At 63.5% G+C, this 22,118-nt stretch carries 25 protein-coding genes; 15 read left to right on the plus strand and 10 right to left on the minus strand.

Translation table 11 applies throughout. The features are described 5' to 3' along the window. Positions 1-27: 27 nt before the first annotated feature. The 5 genes from F3W81_RS20260 to F3W81_RS20280 all read right to left on the minus strand — a co-directional run bounded on the left by F3W81_RS20260 (position 28) and on the right by F3W81_RS20280 (position 4,825). Positions 28-531: a DUF805 domain-containing protein gene (locus F3W81_RS20260; protein WP_193081372.1), complete on the minus strand. Its 504-nt coding sequence runs from the start codon at positions 529-531 to the stop codon at positions 28-30. 282 nt (positions 532-813) lie between these two features. Beyond that, positions 814-1,695, minus strand: a complete 882-nt coding sequence (gene sucD, locus F3W81_RS20265) for a succinate--CoA ligase subunit alpha (protein WP_193081373.1) — start codon at positions 1,693-1,695, stop codon at positions 814-816. Between the two features lie 5 nt (positions 1,696-1,700). After that, positions 1,701-2,894 (minus strand): ADP-forming succinate--CoA ligase subunit beta, encoded by a 1,194-nt coding sequence (gene sucC, locus F3W81_RS20270; RefSeq protein WP_193081374.1) that lies wholly within the window; start codon positions 2,892-2,894, stop codon positions 1,701-1,703. 348 nt (positions 2,895-3,242) lie between these two features. Beyond that, entirely contained in the window at positions 3,243-4,205 is a 963-nt protein-coding gene (gene mdh / locus F3W81_RS20275) for a malate dehydrogenase (protein ID WP_193081375.1), read from the minus strand. A gap of 326 nt (positions 4,206-4,531) precedes the next feature. Then, the gene (locus F3W81_RS20280) at positions 4,532-4,825 is read right to left on the minus strand and encodes a hypothetical protein (RefSeq protein ID WP_193084062.1); all 294 of its coding nucleotides are present in this window, start codon (positions 4,823-4,825) and stop codon (positions 4,532-4,534) included. Positions 4,826-5,168: 343 nt separating this feature from the next. On the opposite strand from F3W81_RS20280, the gene F3W81_RS20285 reads away from it, so the two are divergent. From F3W81_RS20285 to F3W81_RS20320, 8 genes are all read left to right on the plus strand, one after another. Continuing rightward, positions 5,169-6,023: an HpcH/HpaI aldolase/citrate lyase family protein gene (locus F3W81_RS20285; protein ID WP_193081376.1), complete on the plus strand. Its 855-nt coding sequence runs from the start codon at positions 5,169-5,171 to the stop codon at positions 6,021-6,023. Between the two features lie 44 nt (positions 6,024-6,067). Continuing rightward, positions 6,068-6,619, plus strand: coding sequence for an NnrU family protein (locus tag F3W81_RS20290; RefSeq protein ID WP_193081377.1), 552 nt, complete (start codon positions 6,068-6,070; stop codon positions 6,617-6,619). Between the two features lie 7 nt (positions 6,620-6,626). Continuing rightward, positions 6,627-6,830, plus strand: a complete 204-nt coding sequence (locus F3W81_RS20295) for a DUF1737 domain-containing protein (RefSeq protein WP_193081378.1) — start codon at positions 6,627-6,629, stop codon at positions 6,828-6,830. Next, positions 6,830-7,861, plus strand: a complete 1,032-nt coding sequence (locus F3W81_RS20300) for a MaoC family dehydratase (protein WP_193081380.1) — start codon at positions 6,830-6,832, stop codon at positions 7,859-7,861. Before F3W81_RS20295 ends, F3W81_RS20300 begins: the two co-directional genes overlap by 1 nt. 266 nt (positions 7,862-8,127) lie before the next feature. Then, a complete protein-coding gene (sdhC, locus tag F3W81_RS20305; RefSeq protein WP_193081381.1) occupies positions 8,128-8,517 on the plus strand; it encodes a succinate dehydrogenase, cytochrome b556 subunit in 390 nt (129 codons plus the stop codon). 14 nt (positions 8,518-8,531) lie between these two features. Continuing rightward, positions 8,532-8,903 (plus strand): succinate dehydrogenase, hydrophobic membrane anchor protein, encoded by a 372-nt coding sequence (sdhD, locus tag F3W81_RS20310; RefSeq protein ID WP_193081382.1) that lies wholly within the window; start codon positions 8,532-8,534, stop codon positions 8,901-8,903. A gap of 15 nt (positions 8,904-8,918) precedes the next feature. After that, positions 8,919-10,724, plus strand: a complete 1,806-nt coding sequence (sdhA, locus tag F3W81_RS20315) for a succinate dehydrogenase flavoprotein subunit (protein ID WP_193081383.1) — start codon at positions 8,919-8,921, stop codon at positions 10,722-10,724. Between the two features lie 10 nt (positions 10,725-10,734). Next, entirely contained in the window at positions 10,735-11,517 is a 783-nt protein-coding gene (locus tag F3W81_RS20320; protein WP_193081384.1) for a succinate dehydrogenase iron-sulfur subunit, read from the plus strand. 180 nt (positions 11,518-11,697) lie between these two features. Here the strand turns inward: F3W81_RS20320 and F3W81_RS20325 are convergent, their stop codons facing one another. Beyond that, positions 11,698-11,862 carry a hypothetical protein gene (locus F3W81_RS20325; RefSeq protein ID WP_193081385.1) on the minus strand — a complete coding sequence of 55 codons (165 nt, stop codon included), beginning with the start codon at positions 11,860-11,862 and terminating at the stop codon, positions 11,698-11,700. Between the two features lie 237 nt (positions 11,863-12,099). Here F3W81_RS20325 and F3W81_RS20330 point away from each other — a divergent pair, with 237 nt between their 5' ends. The 4 genes from F3W81_RS20330 (at position 12,100) to F3W81_RS20345 (ending at position 15,037) form a co-directional block, all read left to right on the plus strand. After that, positions 12,100-12,273 carry a hypothetical protein gene (locus F3W81_RS20330; RefSeq protein WP_193081386.1) on the plus strand — a complete coding sequence of 58 codons (174 nt, stop codon included), beginning with the start codon at positions 12,100-12,102 and terminating at the stop codon, positions 12,271-12,273. Positions 12,274-12,423: 150 nt separating this feature from the next. Next, the gene (locus F3W81_RS20335) at positions 12,424-12,627 is read left to right on the plus strand and encodes a hypothetical protein (RefSeq protein ID WP_193081387.1); all 204 of its coding nucleotides are present in this window, start codon (positions 12,424-12,426) and stop codon (positions 12,625-12,627) included. 259 nt (positions 12,628-12,886) lie between these two features. Beyond that, positions 12,887-14,065, plus strand: coding sequence for a type III PLP-dependent enzyme (locus F3W81_RS20340; RefSeq protein ID WP_193081388.1), 1,179 nt, complete (start codon positions 12,887-12,889; stop codon positions 14,063-14,065). A gap of 108 nt (positions 14,066-14,173) precedes the next feature. Next, positions 14,174-15,037 (plus strand): urea carboxylase-associated family protein, encoded by an 864-nt coding sequence (locus F3W81_RS20345; RefSeq protein WP_193081390.1) that lies wholly within the window; start codon positions 14,174-14,176, stop codon positions 15,035-15,037. A gap of 51 nt (positions 15,038-15,088) precedes the next feature. Here the strand turns inward: F3W81_RS20345 and F3W81_RS20350 are convergent, their stop codons facing one another. The 4 genes from F3W81_RS20350 to F3W81_RS20365 form a co-directional block, all read right to left on the minus strand. Beyond that, positions 15,089-16,078 (minus strand): aldo/keto reductase, encoded by a 990-nt coding sequence (locus F3W81_RS20350; protein ID WP_193081391.1) that lies wholly within the window; start codon positions 16,076-16,078, stop codon positions 15,089-15,091. 138 nt (positions 16,079-16,216) lie between these two features. Further along, entirely contained in the window at positions 16,217-17,239 is a 1,023-nt protein-coding gene (locus tag F3W81_RS20355; RefSeq protein WP_193081392.1) for a hypothetical protein, read from the minus strand. Positions 17,240-17,344: 105 nt separating this feature from the next. Further along, positions 17,345-17,620 carry an acylphosphatase gene (locus F3W81_RS20360; protein WP_193081394.1) on the minus strand — a complete coding sequence of 92 codons (276 nt, stop codon included), beginning with the start codon at positions 17,618-17,620 and terminating at the stop codon, positions 17,345-17,347. Positions 17,621-17,688: 68 nt separating this feature from the next. Next, on the minus strand, positions 17,689-19,671 hold the full coding sequence (locus F3W81_RS20365) for a protein meaA (RefSeq protein ID WP_193081395.1): 1,983 nt from the start codon (positions 19,669-19,671) through the stop codon (positions 17,689-17,691). A gap of 249 nt (positions 19,672-19,920) precedes the next feature. Between F3W81_RS20365 and ccrA the strand changes: the two genes are divergently transcribed. From ccrA to F3W81_RS20380, 3 genes are all read left to right on the plus strand, one after another. Then, complete coding sequence (gene ccrA / locus F3W81_RS20370) at positions 19,921-21,207, plus strand: crotonyl-CoA carboxylase/reductase (RefSeq protein WP_193081399.1); 1,287 nt, start codon at positions 19,921-19,923, stop codon at positions 21,205-21,207. Between the two features lie 114 nt (positions 21,208-21,321). Then, complete coding sequence (locus tag F3W81_RS20375; RefSeq protein ID WP_193081400.1) at positions 21,322-21,597, plus strand: hypothetical protein; 276 nt, start codon at positions 21,322-21,324, stop codon at positions 21,595-21,597. A gap of 293 nt (positions 21,598-21,890) precedes the next feature. Beyond that, the gene (locus F3W81_RS20380; protein WP_193081401.1) at positions 21,891-22,109 is read left to right on the plus strand and encodes a hypothetical protein; all 219 of its coding nucleotides are present in this window, start codon (positions 21,891-21,893) and stop codon (positions 22,107-22,109) included. Positions 22,110-22,118: the final 9 nt, after the last annotated feature.

Raw genomic sequence — 22,118 nt, forward strand, 5'->3', positions numbered from 1 at the left:
TGGAATTTCGGGCGCGTCGCGGGCGGCTCATGGTGCCACCTGCAGGGCGGGGCCCCAGTCGTTCGCGCCGGGCTGGCTGGGGCGGCTCAGCCACCACAGCACCAGCAGCGGAGAGATGAACAGGATCAGCATCGCGCCCATCATCGCCAGCATCAGCACGCCCTCAAGTTGCCAGGGCAGCAGATGGAAAAAGGCGGTGAACGTGCCAATGCCGACAATCACGATCAGCGGGTAGAGCAGGAACAGCCCCGAGCGCCCGGTGTCATGCATGCGCCGCCAGCCCACCGCAAGGGCAGGGATCACCGTCGCAAGGTTGAACAGGCTGCCCAGGGGCCCATCGGCACTGATCATGAAACTGAAGGGGGTGGCGCTGACAACATCGTTGCCGAACAGCATGCCGTCGACGGCGCCGAGGACAAGACTGGCCAGCAACAGGAAAAGGATGAAGTACCAATACTCCGGACGCGAGGCGCGGCCCGAAAAGGTGGCATACTTCTGAAAACAGGTGCGGATGGCGTCAGAAAAGCTCATGCCAGCCCCCCGGCGCGGATCGCGCGGCAGGAGGAGCGGGACAGGCGTGGCGCCATGGCGGCAGGGCCGCTGTTGGCTGAGGTCGATGGTACTGCACGCATCGCGAGCGCTTTCAGGACATTCGCCCGGTCCGCGAAGGGCCGGGCGAGAATGTGACGTCTGGTCGTTCTGGGGTCGCAAGACACCGGCAGTGGCGCCGGGCAGGGGTCACCACGCTGCGGACCGGAACCCCGGTGCCGCGCGTCGCGCCCTTGCCCTATGGCCACTGCCGGCCTCATTCTATCAGCCGATCGCCTTGAGAACGGCTTCGCCGAGGCCCGCCGGGCTGTCGGCGACAACGATACCGGCCAGTTTCATGGCTTCGATCTTGTCTTCAGCGCCGCCTTTGCCACCGGCAACAATGGCACCCGCGTGACCCATGCGACGGCCAGCAGGAGCTGTCCGGCCAGCGATGAAGCCAGCTGTCGGTTTCCAACGGCCTTTCTTCTTCTCATCGGCCAGGAACTGCGCGGCTTCTTCTTCAGCCGAACCACCGATCTCACCGATCATGATGATCGATTTGGTCTCGGGGTCAGCCAGGAACATTTCGAGGATGTCGATATGTTCGCTGCCCTTGATGGGGTCGCCGCCAATGCCGACTGCGGAGGACTGGCCGAGGCCCGCATCCGAGGTCTGCTTGACAGCTTCGTAGGTCAGCGTGCCCGAGCGCGACACAACACCGACCGAGCCACGCTTGTGGATGTGGCCGGGCATGATGCCGATCTTGCAGGCGTCCGGCGTGATGACACCGGGGCAGTTCGGACCGATCAGGCGCGATTTGGAGTTCCGCAGCGCAGCCTTGACCTTCATCATGTCGAGCACGGGAATGCCCTCGGTGATGCAGATGATCAGCTCCATCTCGGCATCGATCGCTTCCAGGATCGAGTCGGCCGCGAAGGGGGGCGGCACGTAGATGACCGAGGCATTCGCCTGGGTGCGATCTTTTGCTTCGTGCACGCTGTCAAACACCGGCAGGTTCAGGTGGGTCTGACCACCTTTGCCGGGGGTGACGCCGCCAACCATCTTGGTGCCGTAGGCGATAGCCTGTTCGGAGTGGAAAGTGCCCTGCGAGCCGGTGAAGCCCTGACAGATCACCTTGGTGTTTTCGTCGACGAGAACTGCCATGGTTCTTAGCCCTTCACTGCTTTCACGATTTTCTCGGCACCGTCCGACAGGTTGTCGGCGGCAATGACGTTCAGGCCTGAGGTCGCGATGATCTCTTTGCCTTTTTCGACATTGGTGCCTTCGAGGCGGACAACCAGCGGAACCTTCAGCCCGACTTCCTTGACCGCGGCGATCACGCCCTCGGCAATGACGTCGCAGCGCATGATGCCGCCGAAGATGTTGACCAGGATGCCTTTGACGTTGGGGTCAGAGGTGATGATCTTGAAGGCCTCGGTGACTTTCTCCTTGGTGGCGCCGCCACCAACGTCGAGGAAGTTCGCCGGTTCTGCGCCGTAGAGCTTGATGATGTCCATCGTCGCCATGGCCAGGCCTGCGCCGTTGACCATGCAGCCGATTTCACCGTCGAGCGCGATGTAGTTCAGGTCGTATTTCGACGCTGCCAGCTCTTTGGGGTCTTCCTCGGTCTCGTCGCGCAGGGCGGCGATATCGGGGTGACGGTACATGGCGTTGCCATCAAAGCTGACTTTGGCGTCGAGCACCTTGAGGTTGTCACCGGGCATGACGATCAGCGGGTTGATCTCCAGCATCTCCATATCCTTCTCGACGAAGGCTTTGTAGAGCTGACCCATCAGCTTGACGCACTGCTTGACCAGCTGGCCTTCAAACCCGAGGGCGAAGGCGACGCGGCGACCGTGGAACGGCTGGTAGCCGGTGATCGGGTCGACAGAGAACGACAGGATCTTGTCGGGCGTGGAGGCCGCAACCTCTTCGATGTCCATGCCGCCCTCGGTGGAGCAGACAAAGGAAATCGAGCTGGTCTGACGATCGACGAGCAGAGCCAGATAGAGCTCACGCTCGATATCGGAGCCGTCTTCGATGTAGATGCGGTTGACCTGCTTGCCGGCGGGACCGGTCTGGTGGGTCACCAACGTGCGGCCGAGCATCTTCTTGGCCTCTTCGGCGGCTTCCTCGACCGATTTGGTCAGGCGCACACCGCCTTTTTCACCAGCGTCGGATTCCTTGAAGGAGCCCTTGCCGCGACCACCTGCGTGGATTTGTGCCTTTACGACCCAGAGCGGGCCGTCCAGTTCGCCGGCGGCGGTTTTGGCTTCGTCGGCCTTGGTGACCGGACGACCTTCCGAAACCGGGGCGCCATATTCGCGAAGAATAGCCTTCGCCTGATATTCATGGATATTCATGAACTCCGTCCCTCGTTTGCTACGATTGGCATCGGTACTGGCACAGTATTACGGTGCAATGAACTCATTTTTTTGTGGAACGGACAATTTTCGCCGATTTGATGCGATTTGTGATCACACGCAAAAAAGGTGTGATCACAAATCCTGCGGGCTGGGCATAAAAGCGCCGGGACAGGGCGTGCGGGCGAGTCGGGTTAACGACATTGGTCGCGGCGCCAGAGACGGCGGAGGGTATGGGCGAGGGCATTGTCATACCGAAGAGGTGGGGAGCAAAAGGGCCCCGTGCCATACCGCAGACGCAAAAAAGGCGCCCGGAGGCGCCTTTTTCTCAGATCTGTCCAGCGTGGCTTATGCCAGCGAGGAGTCGATGGCCTTGCAGGCTTCGACCAGGCCTTTGACGGCCTCGACGGATTTGTCGAACATGGCTTGTTCGTCTTTGGTCATCTTGATCTCGACAACTTTCTCGACGCCACCGGCGCCGATCACGGTCGGGACGCCGACATACATGCCTTTGAGGCCAAGCGCGTTTTCAACGTAGGCCGCGCAGGGCAGCACGCGCTTCTGGTCTTTCAGGAAGGCTTCGGCCATTTCGATGGCCGAAGTGGCGGGAGCGTAGAAGGCCGAGCCGGTTTTCAGAAGGCCAACGATTTCAGCGCCGCCATCACGGGTGCGCTGGATGATCGCATCCAGTTTTTCCTGCGTGGTCCAGCCCATTTCCACCAGATCCGGCAGCGGGATGCCCGCAACGGTCGAGTAGCGCGACAGCGGCACCATGGTGTCGCCGTGGCCGCCCAGAACGAAAGCGGTGACGTCCTTCATGGAGACCTGGAATTCCTCGGCGAGGAAGTGACGGAAGCGTGCGGAATCGAGCACACCCGCCATGCCGCAGACTTTGGAATGCGGCAGGCCGGAGAATTCACGCAGCGCCCAGACCATCGCGTCGAGCGGGTTGGTGATGCAGATGACGAAAGCGTCGGGGGCGTTGTCGCGAATGCCTTCGCCGACCGACTTCATGACTTTGAGGTTGATGCCGAGCAGGTCATCACGGCTCATGCCGGGTTTGCGCGGCACGCCGGCGGTCACGATGCAGACATCAGCGCCAGCGATATCAGCGTAGGACTGGGTGCCCTTGAGCTTGGCGTCGAATTTGGCAGACGGGCCGGATTCGGCGATGTCGAGGGCCTTGCCCTCGGGGGTGCCTTCCGAAATGTCGAAAAGAACAACGTCACCAAGTTCTTTCAGGGCTGCGAGATGGGCGAGCGTGCCGCCGATCTGGCCCGCGCCGATGAGGGCAATCTTGGGTCTGGCCATTTGGATATGTCTCCGGTCCGGTTGAAAACGTCGCGCATGGCGTAGGTCTTTTAGCCCAGCAGTGCAAGAGTGCGTCGCGTGAGAGAGGGGGGGCAGGGCCGAGAGGCCCGTTGAAAAGAGGCCCATCTTCAACGGGATGGACGTTTTGTAGGCGGGCCGGTCACAGGTTCGGCAGCCGCAGTGCAGGCGCTGCGTCGGCTCTGTTAGCGGCAACATAACGCCGGAGCGATTCTGAACGCTGTGGTTGAACGGCTGCGTCCCGAACTGGCGTGGGCGTCGCCTAACTCTCTTGGCCTGAGCCTTTCGCCGCTGCGACAGCCAGGGCGTCAGGCGTCCTGATCATCGATGGGCAGCGCCTCGGCCAGCGTTTCAAACGCCTGCCCGCTGGCGATCAGGCAGGTGATGCCCTGAGGCGAGGTGACAGTGATCGTCCAGCTGCCACTTTCATCGGAGGCAAAGATCTCGACCATGGAATTGTTGGTGCCGAGGCCGATGGATTGCCGCGTCTCGCCGTAGCCGGAGGCAAGGCGTTTCACCACCACCTCACGCGGCGCGCAGGTTTGCGCCGGGGTGGCCTGGGCCGCCGTGGCAAGCAGCAAAACGGCGCAGCCAAGGGTCATCGCGGGCAGGGTGCTGGTCCGGAAGGGCCATTTGCACAGCTGTGCCAAAGTCGGATCGTGTCGCTTCATGGCAGTCCCTTTCTTGTCCCTTGGGTCCCGTTGGCGGGGTGGGGAGAGGCGGTTGTGTCAGCGGCTGGAGCGCCCCGTGACGTCTGGGGTCACCCTGCGCCGGGACAGGCTGCGATCCGGTTAATCCCCCTCGGTTTCACTAGGATTGTGCGGATTTTCATGCGACGGGCGCTGCGAAGCGGGCCTGAAATCTGCCCCTGTTGCGGATTTGGCTTGAATTAATCGCGCCAATAATGCCATCACGACGCAACAATATTACCCAAAGGATTTGACCATGGACGCTCAGTTCCGCCCGTATCGCTCGCTTCTCTATATTCCCGGCTCCAAGGCGCGGGCGCTGGAGAAGGCGCGCGGGCTGGCGGTCGACGCCATTCTGTTTGATCTGGAGGACGCGGTGACCCCCGATGCCAAGGCCGACGCGCGCGAGACGCTGAAGGCCGCGCTGGCTGAGGGAGGATACGGTGCGCGGGCGAAAATCATCCGCATCAATGGCCTCGACACGCCCTGGGGGGCGGAGGATGTCGCGGCGCTGAAGGACGCCGGCGCCGATGCCTTTCTGCTGCCCAAGGTGAACAGCGCCGCCGATATCGACGCGTTGGCGGCTTTGCTCGGCAATGACACACCGATCTGGGCGATGATGGAGACGCCGCTGGCGATCTTCAACGCCCTCTCCATCGCCGCGCACCCACGGGTGCAGGGCTTTGTCGCGGGCACCAATGACCTCGCGAAAGAGCTCGGCTGCCGCGACCGCGCCGACCGCCTGCCGATGCAGATGGCACTGCAAACCATCCTGATGGCAGCGCGGGCGCATGGGGTGATCGCCGTGGACGGCGTCTATAATCAGTATAAGGATGACGCGGGGCTGCACGCGGAATGCGAGCAGGGCCGTGACCTCGGGTTCGACGGCAAGACGTTGATCCACCCGGCGCAGGTCGAGATTGCCAATGCCTGTTTCGCCCCGACCGAGGCCGAGATCGACCTCGCCCGCCGTCAAATCGCCGCCCATGCCGAGATCGAGGCGACGGGGCAGGGGGTCGCCGTCGTCGATGGCAAGATCGTCGAGAACCTGCATGTCGAGACCGCCAAAAAGACCCTCTCCAAGGCCGAGGCCATTGCACATATGGCCTGATGCGCCCAACGTGGTGGCAATTGACCCTGGCGTAGGAACCTCGCGTGGCACTGATCCTGATTGGCCTGATATTGTGGACCTGGCCCCACATGATGAAGGAATATACCCCCGGTCTGCGCGCACAGCAGTCGGAAAAGCTGGCGCGTCCGCTGGTGGCGGTGATCGCGCTGGTCGCCATCGTGCTGATGGTGATCGGCTACCGTTCGGCTGACGTGAGTCCGGTCTATGCGCCGCCCGTCTGGGGCCAGCACCTGAACAACCTGCTGATGGTCTTCTCGGTGCTGATGCTGGGCACGTCGCATTCCAAGTCGCGGCTGCGTGGCATGCTGCGCCACCCGATGTTCTTGGCCGTCATCCTCTGGGGTGTGGCCCACCTGCTGGTGCGCGGCGATGTGGCCGCTCTTCTGCTCTGGGGCGGCATGATCGTCTGGGCGGTGGCGGGCTGGATCGTGACCAATGCGCGCCATCCCGACTATATCCCTTATAGCGGTGGCAAACTGGCGGGCGACATTCGCCTTGCTGTCATCACCGTCGTCGTCTTTGTCGTGATCGTGCTGATCCACGGCTGGGTCGGCCCGAGCCCCCTTCCAATGTGAGACCAGAATGAAACTGTACCGATTCCTCTCCGAAGACGACACCTCGGCGTTTTGCCATAAGGTCACCAAGGCGCTGAACGCCGGCTGGGCGCTGCACGGCGACCCGACCTATGCATTTGACGCGGCCAACGGCACCATGCGCTGCGGTCAGGCCGTGGTGAAGGAGGTGGAGGGCACCTACACACCCGACACCAAGCTGAGCGACCACTGATGGCCAAGACCAATCCCGGCCGGTTCTTTGAGGATTACACCGTAGGGCAGCAGATCCAGCACGCGGTGCCGCGCACCGTGACGGTGGGGGAGAGGGCGCTCTATCATGCTCTCTACCCGGCGCGACATGCGCTCTATTCCTCGGACGAATTTGCGCGCGGGTGCGGTCTGCCCGGGGCGCCGCTGGATGATCTGGCGGCGTTCCACATCGTCTTCGGCAAGACGGTGCCGGATATCTCGCTGAATGCCGTGGCCAATCTGGGCTATGGCGAGGGGCGCTGGCTGAAGCCGGCGTATCCCGGCGATACGCTGCGGGCGCGGTCAACCGTGATCGGGCTGAAGCAGAACTCCAACGGCAAGACCGGCGTGGTTTACGTCCGCTCCGAAGGGCTGAACCAGCGCGACGAGCTGGTGATGAGCTTTTGCCGCTGGGTGATGGTGAAGAAGCGCGACGTCGAGGCCCCTGCGCCCGAGACTGTGGTGCCGGACCTCGCGCAGGCGATTGCGCCGGGCGATCTGGTGATCCCCGAAGGCCTTGATTTCACGAGCTATGATTTCGCACTGGCGGGTGAGGCGCATCGCTGGAGCGACTACGAGATAGGCGAGCAGATCGACCACGTCGACGGTGTGACGATCGAAGACGCCGAGCATATGATGGCGACGCGGCTGTGGCAGAACACCTCGAAGGTGCACTTCGATGCCACTTTGCGCGCTGATGGACAGCGGCTGATCTACGGCGGGCATGTGATCTCGCTCGCGCGGGCGCTGTCGTTCAACGGGCTGGCCAACGCGCAGATGATCGCGGGGCTGAATGCCGGGGCCCACGCCAACCCCTGTTTTGCCGGAACCACGGTGCATGCCTGGTCCGAGGTGCTGGACAAGGCCGAGACCACGGCCCCCGGCGTCGGTGCGATCCGGCTGCGACTGGTCGCGCGCAGCGGCGGAGAGGCGTTCACCCTGAAGGACGCGGCGGGCCGGTATCTGCCCCACGTTCTGCTGGATCTGGACTACTGGGCGTTGATTCCGCTGTAGGATTTCCCGCCTGGCCGGGGCGGTCACGACCTCCGCCCTGCGCAGATTGGCTGCAGAATCAGACGCAAAAACCTAGCAAATCAGTCGGATATGATGCGCGGAAAACTGCGCCTAATTTGTGATCACAGCATTATTTCTTGTGATCACAATTGCGAAAAGAAATGGTTGCTTGTGTCAAATTCTGTGCACTGCGGCATGGTGTGCGGATGACAAAGCGCTATTGTCTGGTACAAGACGACCCCAAGGGATTTCGGAAAGGACATGTGATGGCCGACGTCAATCGGGGCAACCGCCCCCTTTCTCCATTCGTACTTGGGAAGGATTACCGCTTCCAGCTGAACTCTGTCACGTCGATCCTGAGCCGGATCACCGGCAATGCGCTGGTGCTTGAGGCCTTCCTGATCGCCTGGTGGCTGATGGCCGCCGCGACGGGACCTGAGTATTTCGCGACAGTGGATTTCGTGATCACATCCTGGATCGGCGATATCATCCTGCTCTTCTCGACCCTCGGCCTGTGGTACCACGCCCTCGCCGGTGTGCGTCACCTGCTCTGGGACAACGGCTACTGCCTGGATGTCGAAACAGCCGACAAGCTGGGCTGGGGCATGCTGATCGGGTCGGTCGTCCTGACCTTCATCACAATCATCTTCGTCTGAGAGAGGGGCCTGTCATGAGCTTTCTGACCGACCGCAAACGCGCCGTAGGCATGGGCGCCTCCAAGACCGGGACCGAGCATCACTGGTCGATGCAGATCAGCTCGATCGCGCTGATCTTCCTGGTGCCGCTGTTCGTCTTCACCTTTGGTCCCGCCCTGGGCGGCACTTGGGAAGAGATCGTCATCTATTATTCGCATCCCTGGCCCGCAATCGTGGCCGCGCTGACGATGACCGTCGGCATGATGCACTTCAAAAACGGCGCCCAGATGGCGATCGAGGATTACGTGCATGGGCTGACCGGCCGCATCACCATCATCCTGGTCACCTGCCTGGCCTACGCCATCGCTGGTGTCAGTGTCTTCTCGCTGATCCGGCTCGCCCTTTAAGACCCGAGGTTCCCTATGGCTGCTTACGAATACGAAACACACGAATATGACGTGGTCGTGGTTGGGGCTGGCGGCGCTGGTTTGCGCGCGACCCTGGGCATGGCTGAACAGGGTCTGCGCACCGCCTGCGTGACCAAGGTTTTCCCGACCCGTTCGCACACGGTTGCGGCGCAGGGTGGCATCGCCGCCTCGCTCTCCAACATGGGCCCGGACAACTGGCAGTGGCACATGTACGACACCGTCAAAGGGTCGGACTGGCTGGGCGATACGGATGCGATGGAATACCTCGCCCGCGAAGCCCCCAAGGCTGTTTATGAGCTTGAGCATTACGGCGTGCCCTTCTCGCGCACCGAAGAGGGCAAGATCTACCAGCGCCCCTTCGGCGGCCACACCACCGAATTCGGCGAAGGCCCGGCCGTGCAGCGCACCTGTGCTGCGGCGGACCGCACCGGCCACGCCATCCTGCACACGCTCTATGGCCAGTCGCTGAAGAACAACGCCGAGTTTTACATCGAATATTTCGCCATCGACCTGATCATGTCCGACGACGGGCAGTGCCAGGGCGTTGTCTGCTGGAAGCTCGACGACGGCACGATGCACATCTTCAACGCCAAGATGGTCGTTCTGGCCACCGGCGGCTACGGTCGTGCGTTCTTCTCCGCGACCTCGGCCCACACCTGCACCGGCGACGGTGGCGGCATGGTGGCGCGGGCAGGCCTGGCGCTGCAGGACATGGAATTCGTCCAATTCCACCCGACCGGCATCTACGGCTCCGGCTGCTTGATCACCGAGGGCGCGCGCGGTGAGGGTGGTTACCTGACTAACTCCGAAGGCGAACGCTTCATGGAGCGCTATGCGCCCCAGTACAAAGACCTCGCGCCCCGCGACTACGTCTCTCGCTCCATGACCATGGAGATCCGTGAGGGGCGTGGCGTCGGCGAACATGGCGACCACATCCACCTGAACCTGGCGCACCTGCCGCCCGAGGCGCTGCAACTGCGTCTGCCGGGCATCTCGGAATCGGCCAAGATCTTTGCCGGTGTCGACGTAACCAAGGAACCGATCCCGGTTCTGCCGACGGTGCACTACAACATGGGCGGCATTCCGACGAACTATTTCGGCGAAGTGCTGAACCCGACGGCGGAAAACCCGACGCAGGTCGTGCCCGGCCTGATGGCCGTGGGCGAAGCCGGTTGCGCAAGCGTTCACGGGGCCAACCGCCTCGGCTCCAACTCGCTGATCGACCTCGTGGTCTTTGGCCGCGCCGCCGCGATCCGCGCCGGTACGGTTGTCGACCGCGAAGCGCCTGTCGCGACGCCGAACCAAGCCTCTATCGACAAGGCCTTTGATCGGTTTGATTTCTTCCGCAACGCCAAGGGCGGCACGCCGACAGCGGAACTGCGTCTGGAAATGCAAAAGACCATGCAGTCCGACGCCGCCGTTTTCCGCGCCTCCGAATCGCTGAAAGAGGGCGTCGAGAAGATGACCGAGATCGCGGGCAAGATCCCCGATCTGCACGTCACCGACCGCAGCCTGGTCTGGAACAGCGACCTGATGGAAACGCTGGAACTGACCAACCTGATGCCGAACGCCATGGCCACCATCGTTGGCGCCGAAGCGCGCCACGAGAGCCGCGGCGCCCACGCCCACGAAGACTACTCGGCGCGTGACGACGAAAACTGGCGCGTGCACACCATCAGCCGCGTTGACGGTAACAAAGTCGATCTGACCTATCGCCCGGTCATCCTCGATCCGCTGACCACCGAAGACGAAGGTGGCATCTCGCTGAAAAAAATCGCGCCCAAGGCGCGGACGTTCTAAGGAGGACGACATGGTACAACTGACGCTCCCCAAGAACTCACGGATGAAGACCGGCAAGACCTGGCCGAAACCCGAGGGTGCCACCAACGTTCGCAAGTTCCAGATCTATCGCTGGAGCCCGGATGATGACGCTAACCCGACCATCGACACGTATTTCCTCGATATGGATAAATGCGGCCCGATGGTTCTGGACGCGCTGATCAAGATCAAGAACGAGATCGATCCGACGCTGACCTTCCGCCGCTCCTGCCGGGAAGGCATCTGTGGTTCCTGCGCGATGAACATCGACGGCGGCAACACGCTGGCCTGTATCTTCGGGCTGGATGAGGTGAAGTCGAAGGTCATCAAGATCTACCCGCTGCCCCACATGCCTGTGGTGCGCGACCTGATCCCGGACCTGACGCACTTCTATGCGCAGCATGCCTCGATCATGCCCTGGCTTGAGACCAAGACCAACCGGCCCGCGAAAGAGTGGCGCCAGTCGATCGAGGATCGCAAGAAACTCGACGGTCTGTATGAGTGCGTCATGTGCGCCTCCTGCTCGACGTCCTGCCCCAGCTATTGGTGGAATGGCGATCGGTATCTCGGCCCGGCTGCCCTGCTGCACGCCTACCGCTGGATCATCGACAGCCGCGACGAGGCGACACCAGAGCGCCTCGATCAGCTGGAAGACCCCTTCAAGCTGTACCGCTGCCACACGATCATGAACTGCGCCAAGACCTGCCCCAAGGGTCTGAACCCCGCCGCAGCGATTTCGTCGATCAAGCAGATGATGGTCGAACGCACCGTCTGATCTGATGTGAGAGACCAGAAAAAAGGCCCCGGAGCGATCCGGGGCCTTTTGCGTCTTTCAATGCTGCGCTGCAGCCGCATTCTCTGCCCATCCGCGCCGAAAACGGCGAGAAACCCGCCCGGTCAGATGTCCGGGCAGGCTGCGGTGGGGCACGTCACTGGCAGGGCGAAGGGGAGGGCCTCAGCCCTTCTTCTTGGCCTCTGCTGCGGCCTTCATGCGGGCCAGCAGTTCTTCTTTCGAAGAAGCGCCGCCAATACCGGCATCCTTGCCGTTGTTCGACTTGTCGCCCTTGTAGCGCGGGGCATCTTTGTGGAGCTTGGCAGCACCTTGTTTTCCGTAGTCCATTGCGGGCGTCCTTTACGGTTGGCGCGTGTCGCCAGCAAATGCACCAAGTTGCGCCGCCGCACAAGCGTTCCTGCATGCTCGGGATCCGGATATTCGCTAAAACCGGCTGCTCCGTGCCGTTCGGGCCCCTGAGCTTTGCGCGGGTGGCATAGCGCATGTGCAGGAATGTCCATTCCCCTCGCGCCCCCGAAGCCCATATGGAAGGACAGGGAGGCGAGACAGTAAAGAGGCCCTCGCATGACCAGCACCACACAGACTATTCAGACCAAGACCGCTCAACAGCGCCCCCAGATTTCCCCCGCCGAGGCGCTGACGCTCCTCGAAGAGACGCTCTCCTACTTCACGCCGCTGGCTGCTGTTGCTGCCGCGCCTGAGGTCAGCGCCCCGGAGTATGTCCCCTACGCCGCCTGAGTGACCTTTGGTCAACAGGCAGGCCGACGCGAACCGCGCAGTCTCCCTCGGGCTGCGCGGTTTGCGTTTTGAAGGGCCTCTGAGCGATCTGCCTTGCGCCGCCCCGGCACGTGAGCTGCGTGCGCTGACAGGTGAAAAAGGAGTTCCGCCATGATCTTTGCCCCCATCTTTCTGGTCATCGCGATCGTTCTGATCAGGATCTATTCCAACCCGTCGACGCGGGGCTGCCGCTGGCGCATGGACCGCTCGCGCAACCGCGACGGGCAGACCTATTTCCGCTGCTCCGCCTGCGGCGCGGAGGCGTGGGTCGACGGCACCACGCCGCCAAAGATCTGCATCGCCAAGGCCAAGTGATTGAAATCTAACGTGCGGGCACTAGGTTAGGGGTCAGCACCGCACAAGCGGACCCTGACTGAACCGCAGGATCGGACAGATTTGGCCGAGCCTGCAAAATGGCCCTTGATCGAATCCGCGATCAGCCCAATATCCCGCTCACAGACGCCAACGCACGCGCCTCTGGCGAAAGGGCTGACAGCCCTAAGGTTACGTAGCGACGGTAACGTCTCCCTTGGAAGTGAGCGGTCATAGATGGCCGGGTCTATTGGAGATGACCATGAACGTGAACGTAACCGATTTTTCGGCGCGCGCCCCCATGCGCCCTGCCTCCCGCGTTGAAACCTTCATCCGACAAAACCGCTTTGATCGTCCGACCCTCGTGCTGGACATCGACCGGGTCGAGTCCCAGTACCACGCGATGAAGGCAGGCCTTGGCCGCGCCCATATCCACTACGCCGTCAAAGCCAACCCGCAGCGCGAGATCATCGAGCGGCTGGTGGCGCTTGGCGCAGGCTTTGACGCCGCCTCGCGCGCCGAGATCGAGCTTTGCCTGTCCCTCGGTGCCCAGCCCGATCTGATCTCTTTCGGCAATACGGTGAAAAAGCCGCGCGACATTGCCTTCGCCTATGGCGCTGGCCTCACCCTGTTCGCCGCCGACGCCGAGGAAGAGCTGGACAAGATCGCCGAACACGCCCCGGCCTCGGATGTCTATATCCGCGTCATCGTCGATGCCTCGCAGGCCGACTGGCCGCTGTCGCGCAAATTCGGTGTGTCGCGCAGCCATGTCGTGCGCCTGATGGACCACGCCGTCACGCTCGGCCTGCGCCCGGTGGGGCTGTCGTTCCACGTCGGCTCGCAAACCCGGCGGGCCGAGATGTGGACCACGACGCTGGATCAGGTGGCCGAGGTCTGGGCCGAGGTGCAGGCCGCCGGTCACGACCTCTCCCTGCTCAACATCGGTGGCGGTTTCCCGGCGTACTACGGCGAGGCGATTGACGGCCCGACCCCCTACGCCGCCCGCGTCATGCAGCTGATCGCGGAACGCTTCGGCACCGTGCCCCGCATCATGGCCGAACCGGGGCGGGGCCTTGTCGCCGAAGCCGGTGCCATCGCCGCCGAAGTGCTGCTGGTCTCGCGCAAGTCCGACAATGATCTGCATCGCTGGGTCTACCTCGACATCGGCAAGTTCTCCGGTCTGGCCGAAACCATGGACGAGGCGATCCGCTATCAGTTCCTGACCGACCGCGACCTTGAGCCGACCGGCCCCTGCATCCTCGCCGGCCCCTCCTGCGACAGCGCCGATGTGCTCTATGAAAAGCGCCCCGTCGATCTGCCGCTGGGCCTGCGCGCGGGCGACCGCTTCGTGATCCGCAACTGCGGCGCCTATACCTCGACCTATGCCTCGATCGGCTTCAACGGCTTCCCGCCGCTGGATATCGTCGTGCTGCAGAACTGATCCGCGCGGCCAGAGCGCGGCGGGAGGAGAGATCTTCCCGCCTCGCCCTCTTGCACCTGCGCCGCTGTCGCGGTTCTGTGGCGCAACCCGCAGAGGAAAGGCCCGATCATGCGACACGCCCCCGAAGATGCCGACGCCCGCCGCGCCATCCCGCCCGTCATCTGCTACCCCGTAGAGACGCTGCCCCAGCCCGACCTCGCGCTCTACCAGAGGGCCCTCGCAACTGCGAAGCCCAGTGCCCGCGTCACCGCGCCGCCCCGTGACGCCGCCACCTTCCGCGTCCCCGCCGGCTCCTTCTTCCGCATCACCTGCGAGGGCGGCCCCCAAGTCGGCGACCTCAACCTCTGGAACGCCGAGGATCTGTCCGAGCGATTCTACTCCGGCAAGACCCGCGCCCTGCATGGCACCCATGTCAGCACCGGCGACCGGCTCTGGTCATCCTTCCCGCACCTGCGCCCCATGGCCACCATTGTCGCGGATACGCTCGATTGGTACGGCATCGATGCCTTCGGCGGCGCGGTGCATGATGTCATCGGCACCCGCTGCGACCCCTACACCGGCCATCTGCTGGCGGGCACGCAGTACCACCACTGCTGCCACTCCAACCTGACCCGCGCCCTCGCGGATGCGCTCAACGTCCCCCTGCACCAGGCCGAACCCCTCGTGCATGACGTGCTGAACGTTTTCATGTGCACCGGCTTCACCCGCGACACCGGACAATACTTCATGAAGGCCAGCCCGGTCCGCCCCGGTGACAGCTTAACCTTCTTCGCCGAAATCAACCTGCTCGGCGCCCTCAGCGCCTGCCCGGGCGGCGATTGCTCCGCCGAACACAGCTCCGACACCGCGCACTGCCACCCCCTCGGGATCGAGGTGCTGACCCCCGATCCCGAAACGCTCAGCTCCTGGCAGCCCCCCGCGCGCAACGCCTATGACGGCACCCACGGTGGCCCAGCTTCTTCTTGCCCCTAATATTCTGGGGGGCCTCCCCTTGGGGAGGCGGGGGCAAAGCCCCCTGCACCCTCAGCAGTAGCGCTCGACCGACACCGCCTGCGCATCGGAATACCGATCGCCATGGGCAAACCCCACCGGCAGCAGCTCCGCAATCTCGGCCATATCCGCCGCGCTGAGCGTGATATCCCCCGCGCCCAGCCATTCGTTCAGATGCGCCGGGGTGCGGGTGCCGGGGATCGGGATCACATGCTCGCCCCGCTCCATGACCCAGGCCAGCGCCGCCGCCGCAACCGTCCAGCCCTTGCCGTGCGCCCAGGCGCGAAAGCCGTCGATGGCGGCCAGGTTGTAGCCATAGTTCGGCTCCATGAAGCGCGGGTTCTCTTTGCGGAACTCGCCCTCGCGCATATCCGCCGGATTGACCGACACCTCACCGAACATCCCCCGCGCCAGCGGTGAAAACGCCACAAAGGCGATGCCGAGGCGCTCGCACAGATCAATCAGCCCCAGCTCCGGCTGGCGCGACCAGAGCGAATATTCGTTCTGTACCGCCCGCACCGGGCTGACGGCATGGGCCCGGGCGACGGTGCCGGGGGCGACCTCGGACAGGCCATAGCCTCCGATCAGCCCGGCCTCGATCAGCCGCTGCATGGTCTCGGCCAGCGCCTCGGGCGGGGTGGCGGGGTTGTGACGATGCGCATAAAACAGATCGACGCGCTCCACGTTGAGCCGCTTCAGCGACCCCTCCAGCTCCGCGCGCAGATGGTCGTAGGAGTTGTCGATGCTGCGCGGCGGGCCCGCCACGATGCTGGCCTTGGTCGCCAGCGTGATCTGCGGGTTTTTCGCGGCGATATACTTGCCCAGCACGGTTTCGCTGATCCCCATGCCATAGATATTGGCCGTGTCCCAGAAGGTGATGCCCCCGGCAATCGCGGCGTCGAGCGTGGCAAGGCTGGTTTCCTCGTCCGTCGCACCGAACATGCCGGCCAGCGACATTGCGCCAAATCCCAGTTGCGGCACCTTTGGTCCGCCGCGGCCCAGTTCCACTTGTTTGAACGTCATTTGAATGCGGCCTCCGTTGCACTTTCGCCGCCAACCTAAGCGGTTCACGCGCAGGGGCAAGGCGATCGCTGATCACCGGGCCGGGAATGGCGCAAGTGTGAGGGGCAAAGTGCTGTCGCTCTGCGCAAAAACACCCCCTCAGGGCACATAGAGCGTGCCATAGCCCAACTGCCGTTCTGGCGCAGGCACGGTGACGGTGCCCTCGGCCTTCGCGCCCTTCAGGCGGTAATACTCGTGCATCTTGCGCGGCGTATAGGCACGGCGTCCGCAATCGAGCTGGTCCAGCGGCGTCGCTCCCGGGCGGATATGGCAGGCGCGGCTGGGCTGCAGATCCCCCACCGGGCGCTTGCCCTGCGCATGGATCACGGGCCGCGCGCGGCGCAACTGCAGCTTCAGCCGGGGCGCGAGGGTCTCGCCCGGGGTATAGCGCCCGCTCAGCGCCGCACTCAGCGAGGTGCCCTGCGGCAGGCCCCGCGTCACCCGGCTGGTCAGGGACAGGGTGCCGATGCCACGGGCTTGCCGGGTGTTGGTGGCAGGGTACTGAAACAGGCTGGCGCGGGCGCCCATCTGCAAGCCGTCGCCCATCTGCTGCGTCCATGCGACATAGCTGTCGAGGCCGCGCCGGGGCACCCAGGCGCTGCTGGTAAAGCGCGCCTGAGTGTAATCCTGAAACGTCAGATAGAGGTTGCCGCCAAAGGTCAGATTGGTCGCGGAATAGGCGCCTTTCAGGGCCACCTCATATTCGACACCAAAGCTCGCCTGCGCCATCACCGCATCGATCTCGGCCTTCTTGCCGAAGTCGAGATAGCTGTTGAGGCCGAAGACCCGGTTTTCTGACAGGCTGCTGCGCCAGACCCGGCCAAAGCTCAGACGCCCGTTCTGGTTCGTGTCATTGCCGCTATAGGCCAGCGCCATGTGGTTGAAACTGGCCGAGCCGAGGCCGTCTGGCCCAAGGCTGGCGGCCTGCGGGGTAAAGATGTCGAAGGCCAGAGAGCCCCAGTTGCGGCTGAACGACAGGGCATAGCTGCCCTCGGAGGCATAGGAGATGGCACGTGGCCGCAGCAGCCTTGTCTCGGCCGCCCCGGAAACGGCGGCGCTCGGCGCCAGGGCGGCGAACGTCAGAGCCAGTCCGCAGGCCAGAAGAGAAGAGATCTTGCGCATGGGGCCCTCTCTGGCCCTGCGAAGGGTAAACTTCCATGAGCGATGCGGCGAGGGCAGGCGGGCGCGCGGCTGTTTGCCGATTGACGCCGCGCCTTGCGCGAAAATTCAGCGCTGGATGTGAAAGCCGGGCTCTGTCGGCGGCGTGCCGCTGCCGGTCTCGATATTGCGCACCGAGGCCGCGACAGGGCCGCTCCAGCAGGCGGTAATCATCGCCTCGACCTGCGCTTCGGGGCCGTGAAACAGCGCCATGACCGCGCCGTCGTCACAATTTCTGACCCAGCCGCCGAGGCCGAACTTGCCCGCTTGCCCCCGCACCCAGGCGCGGTAGGCAACGCCCTGCACGCGCCCCGTGATGCGCGCTGTTCTGGTGATATCGGCCATGGCGGTCTCCTTCCGGGCTGTTTGGCCCAGACCTAACACGATGAGAGGCGCAGCACAGCAAGTCCCGCCTATTCTGCCGCGACAGGGGCTGGCGCGACCAGTGCCACCACGTCCATCATGATGCGGTTCAGCTCAAAATCCTTCGGCGTATAGACGCGGGCGACGCCCATCTGCAGCAGGCGGCGCGCGTCGTCCTCGGGGATGATGCCGCCGACGATGACGGGGATATGGCCCAGCCCGGAGGCTTGCATCAGCGCCAGCGTGTCTTCGACCAGCGGCATGTGGCTGCCCGACAGGATCGACAACCCGATGACATGGGCCTCCTCGGCGCGGGCGCGGGCGACGATTTCCTCCGGCGTCAGGCGGATGCCCTCATAGGAGATGTCCATGCCGCAATCACGGGCGCGACAGGCGATCTGCTCGGCACCGTTGGAATGCCCGTCCAGCCCCGGCTTGCCGATGACGAACTTCAGCCGCCGCCCGAGGCTGTCGCTGGCGGCATTCACCGCCTCGCGGATCTCGTCCAGCCCTTCGGTCTGGTTGCTGACCCCGGCGGCGACGCCGGTCGGCCCGCGATATTCGCCGTGGATCGCGCGCATGCAGGCGGCCCATTCTCCGGTGGTGACGCCCGCCTTGGCCGCCGCGATCGAGGCCGGCATGATATTATCACCACCCGAGGCCGCTTCGCGCAGCGCATCGAGCGCCGCGCGAACCGCGTCAGCGTCGCGCGCTGCCCGCCATTGGGTGAGGCGACCCACCTGTTGCGCCTCGACCGCAGGGTCCACGGTCATGATCCCCCCGTCGCTGCCCACCAGCGGCGAAGGCTCGGCCTCGCGCCAGCGGTTGACGCCGACGACGGTGATCTCGTTGCGCTCGATCCGGTTGACGCGCGTGGCATTGCTCTCGACCAGACGGGCCTTCATGTAGTCGATCGCCTCGATCGCGCCGCCCATGGCCCCGAGGTTGGCCAGCTCCGCCCGGGCGGCCTGCTTCAGCGTGGCGACCTTGGCATCGACCGCCGGGTTGCCGTCGAACAGGTCGTCGAACTCCAGCAGGTCCGTCTCATAGGCCATGATCTGCTGCATCCTCAGCGACCACTGCTGATCCCAGGGCCGGGGCAGGCCGAGCGCTTCGTTCCACGCCGGCAGCTGCACGGCACGCGCGCGGGCCTTCTTGGAGAGCGTCACCGCCAGCATCTCGATCAGAATACGGTAGACGTTGTTCTCGGGCTGCTGCTCGGTCAGGCCCAGCGAGTTGACCTGCACCCCATAGCGGAAACGGCGGTACTTCTCCTCTTCCACGCCATAGCGTTCAAGGCAGATCTCGTCCCAGAGATCGACGAAGGCGCGCATCTTGCACATCTCGGTCACGAAGCGGATGCCCGCGTTGACGAAGAAACTGATACGCCCGACCAGCGCCGGGAAATCGGCAGCAGGCACCCGGGGCCGCAGCTCGTCCAGCACCGCGATGCCGGTGGCCAGCGCATAGGCCAGCTCCTGCTCCGGCGTCGCCCCGGCCTCTTGCAGGTGGTACGAGCAGACGTTCATCGGGTTCCATTTCGGCACATGCGCATAGCAATACTCGGCCACATCCGCGATCATCTTCAGGCTGGGCTTCGGCGGGCAGATATAGGTGCCCCGGCTCAGGTATTCCTTGATCAGGTCGTTCTGAACTGTCCCCTGTAGCGCCGCGACCTCCGCCCCCTGTTCCTCGGCCACCGCAATATAGAGCGCCAGCAGCCAGGGTGCTGTGGCATTGATCGTCATCGAGGTGTTCATCTCGGCCAGCGGGATCTGGTCGAACAGGGCGCGCATGTCGCCGATATGCCCGACCGGCACGCCGACCTTGCCAACCTCGCCCCGCGCCAGAATGTGATCGCTGTCATAGCCCGTCTGCGTCGGCAGATCGAAGGCCACCGACAGCCCGGTCTGCCCGCGCGCAAGGTTGCTGCGATAGAGCGCGTTGGAGGCTTCGGCCGTGGAATGCCCGGAATAGGTGCGGAACAGCCAGGGGCGGTCGCGGGTCGGGCTGTCTGGCGTGGTCTGGGTCATAGCGGGCCTCATGAGATTTCGTAGGGTAATTTAATTGCGCTTAGGCGTTCGTATCCGGAATAATGTGGTTCTGTCAATTCGCCGCGACGCGGCGTAGCTGTGCTCCCGTGCGCGCGGAGTGAAGATTCACTGAGAAATAAAATTACAAAACAGATCACACAAGTATTGCATTGTTGCGCGACGAAAGTTATCCCAAAGCCATACCGAGCGATTCTGCATCGCGGCAATTCACGACCGGAGGAGGTTGTCATGGCTCTGGACACCGATTTGGGCATCGCGCCCTATGACGCACCGCAAAAGGACCTCTACGAGGTGGGCGAGCTGCCGCCCCTCGGCTATGTGCCGCGCCAGATGTACGCTTGGGCGATCCGGCGCGAACGTCACGGCGACCCGGACACCAGCTTTCAGCAGGAAATCGTTGATGTCCCGACGCTGGAAAGCAACGAAGTTTTGGTCCTCGTCATGGCCGCAGGCGTCAACTACAACGGCGTCTGGGCGGGCCTCGGCGTGCCGATCTCGCCCTTCGACGGGCATGGCGCCGACTACCATATCGCGGGCTCGGATGCCTCGGGGATCGTCTGGGCCGTCGGCTCCTCCGTGCGCTCCTGGAAGGTGGGGGACGAGGTCGTCATCCACTGCAATCAGGACGATGGCGACGACGAGGAATGTAATGGCGGCGACCCGATGTTCTCCCCCTCGCAGCGGATCTGGGGCTACGAGACGCCCGACGGCTCCTTCGCGCAGTTCACCCGTGTGCAGGCGCAGCAACTGATGCCCCGCCCCAAGCACCTGACGTGGGAGGAATCCGCCTGCTACACCCTGACGCTGGCCACCGCCTACCGCATGCTGTTCGGCCACCACCCGCATGAGCTCAAGCCCGGTCAGAACGTGTTGGTCTGGGGCGCGTCGGGGGGCCTCGGCTCCTTCGCGATCCAGCTGATCAATGCGGCGGGCGGCAATGCCATCGGGGTGATTTCTGAGGAGGACAAGCGCGATTTCGTCATGGCCCTTGGTGCCAAGGGCGTCATCAACCGCAAGCAGTTCAATTGCTGGGGCCAGCTGCCCACCGTCAACACGCCCGAGTATAAGGAGTGGTTCACCGAGGCGCGCAAGTTCGGCAAGGCGATCTGGGACATCACCGGCAAGGGCAACAACGTCGATATCGTGTTCGAACACCCGGGCGAGGCGACCTTTCCCGTCTCCACGCTGGTCTGCAAGAAGGGCGGCATGATCGTGATCTGCGCTGGCACCACCGGGTTCAACTGCACCTTCGACGTGCGCTACCTCTGGATGCACCAGAAGCGCGTGCAGGGCTCGCACTTTGCCCATCTCAAGCAGGCGGCGGCGGCCAACAAGTTGATGATCGAACGGCGAATCGATCCGTGTATGTCCGAAGTGTTTCCTTGGGACGAGATTCCTGCCGCCCATATGAAGATGCTGAAAAACCAGCATAAACCGGGGAATATGGCAGTTCTGGTGCAGGCGCCCCGCACCGGATTGCGTACAGTTGAAGATGTTCTGGAAGCCGGTCGGTAACACCTCCTTAAGGCCCATAATGACAATGTGACAGGCGAGTCGATGGGCGCGCCTGACACTGTCTTTCAGGCGCATCCGGGGCACTCGCACCGTCTTTCATGGGGAGCGATGAACATGCGTGGACAGAACAGAGTTGAAGCGGACCTTGCGTCCCTGGCCATTCCGCGTATGGCGTCGGACCAGTGGATGGTCGACGTCCTTGCCGATCTGCAGGAGGCAGCGCGCGATCGCGGCATGATGGCTGTGGTGGACCAGCTGGCCATCGCCACCCGCGTCACCAAGGAAGAGATCGTGCGCAAGCGCAACGAGGCCAATATTCGCCGCCCGAACGAGGTCGAGCATACGGCCTATTACTACACCGTCCCGCCCGCAGGCTACCGCCGCAACTGACACCCTTGGGCCAGGCTGCGGGTTCCGGTCCCGACGTGGCCGGTCCAGCAATACCCACCTATCGAGCGCCGTCAGGCGTGCCTAAACCTTGACCGCCCAAGGGTAAGCCCGTCCTGCCACGTGGACATTTTCTTGACGCGATAGTCAAAATATTCGATCTTTCAAAGATGATCCTGCAAGTTTCTGTAAACAAGCGGCTTTCAGACTTTGTCCTTTGACCTATGGCATTGTGATGGCTGCAAACACCGGCTGACGGTCGCTATGCCGTCGCCCTGTTCAGCGCGGTTTCCGGTATGAGATCCAATCTTTGGATGATCGATGTCCTGGCGGATTTGCAAGAGGCAGCGCAACAGCGCGGTCTCACGGCCTTTGCCGACCAGCTCAGGATCGCAAGGCGCGTGGCGCATGCTGAAATGTCCAGCCATCCGGATGCGACGCCGCCGCCCGACGGCCCCGACAGCGCCGTACAGGATGTTTCGGGCGACGATCCGGGGCAGGACGAAACAGCCTGACGCCCGACC

It is taken from the genome of Pseudooceanicola spongiae (assembly GCF_014899185.1).
GTDB classification, from domain to species: Bacteria; Pseudomonadota; Alphaproteobacteria; order Rhodobacterales; family Rhodobacteraceae; genus Pseudooceanicola; species Pseudooceanicola spongiae.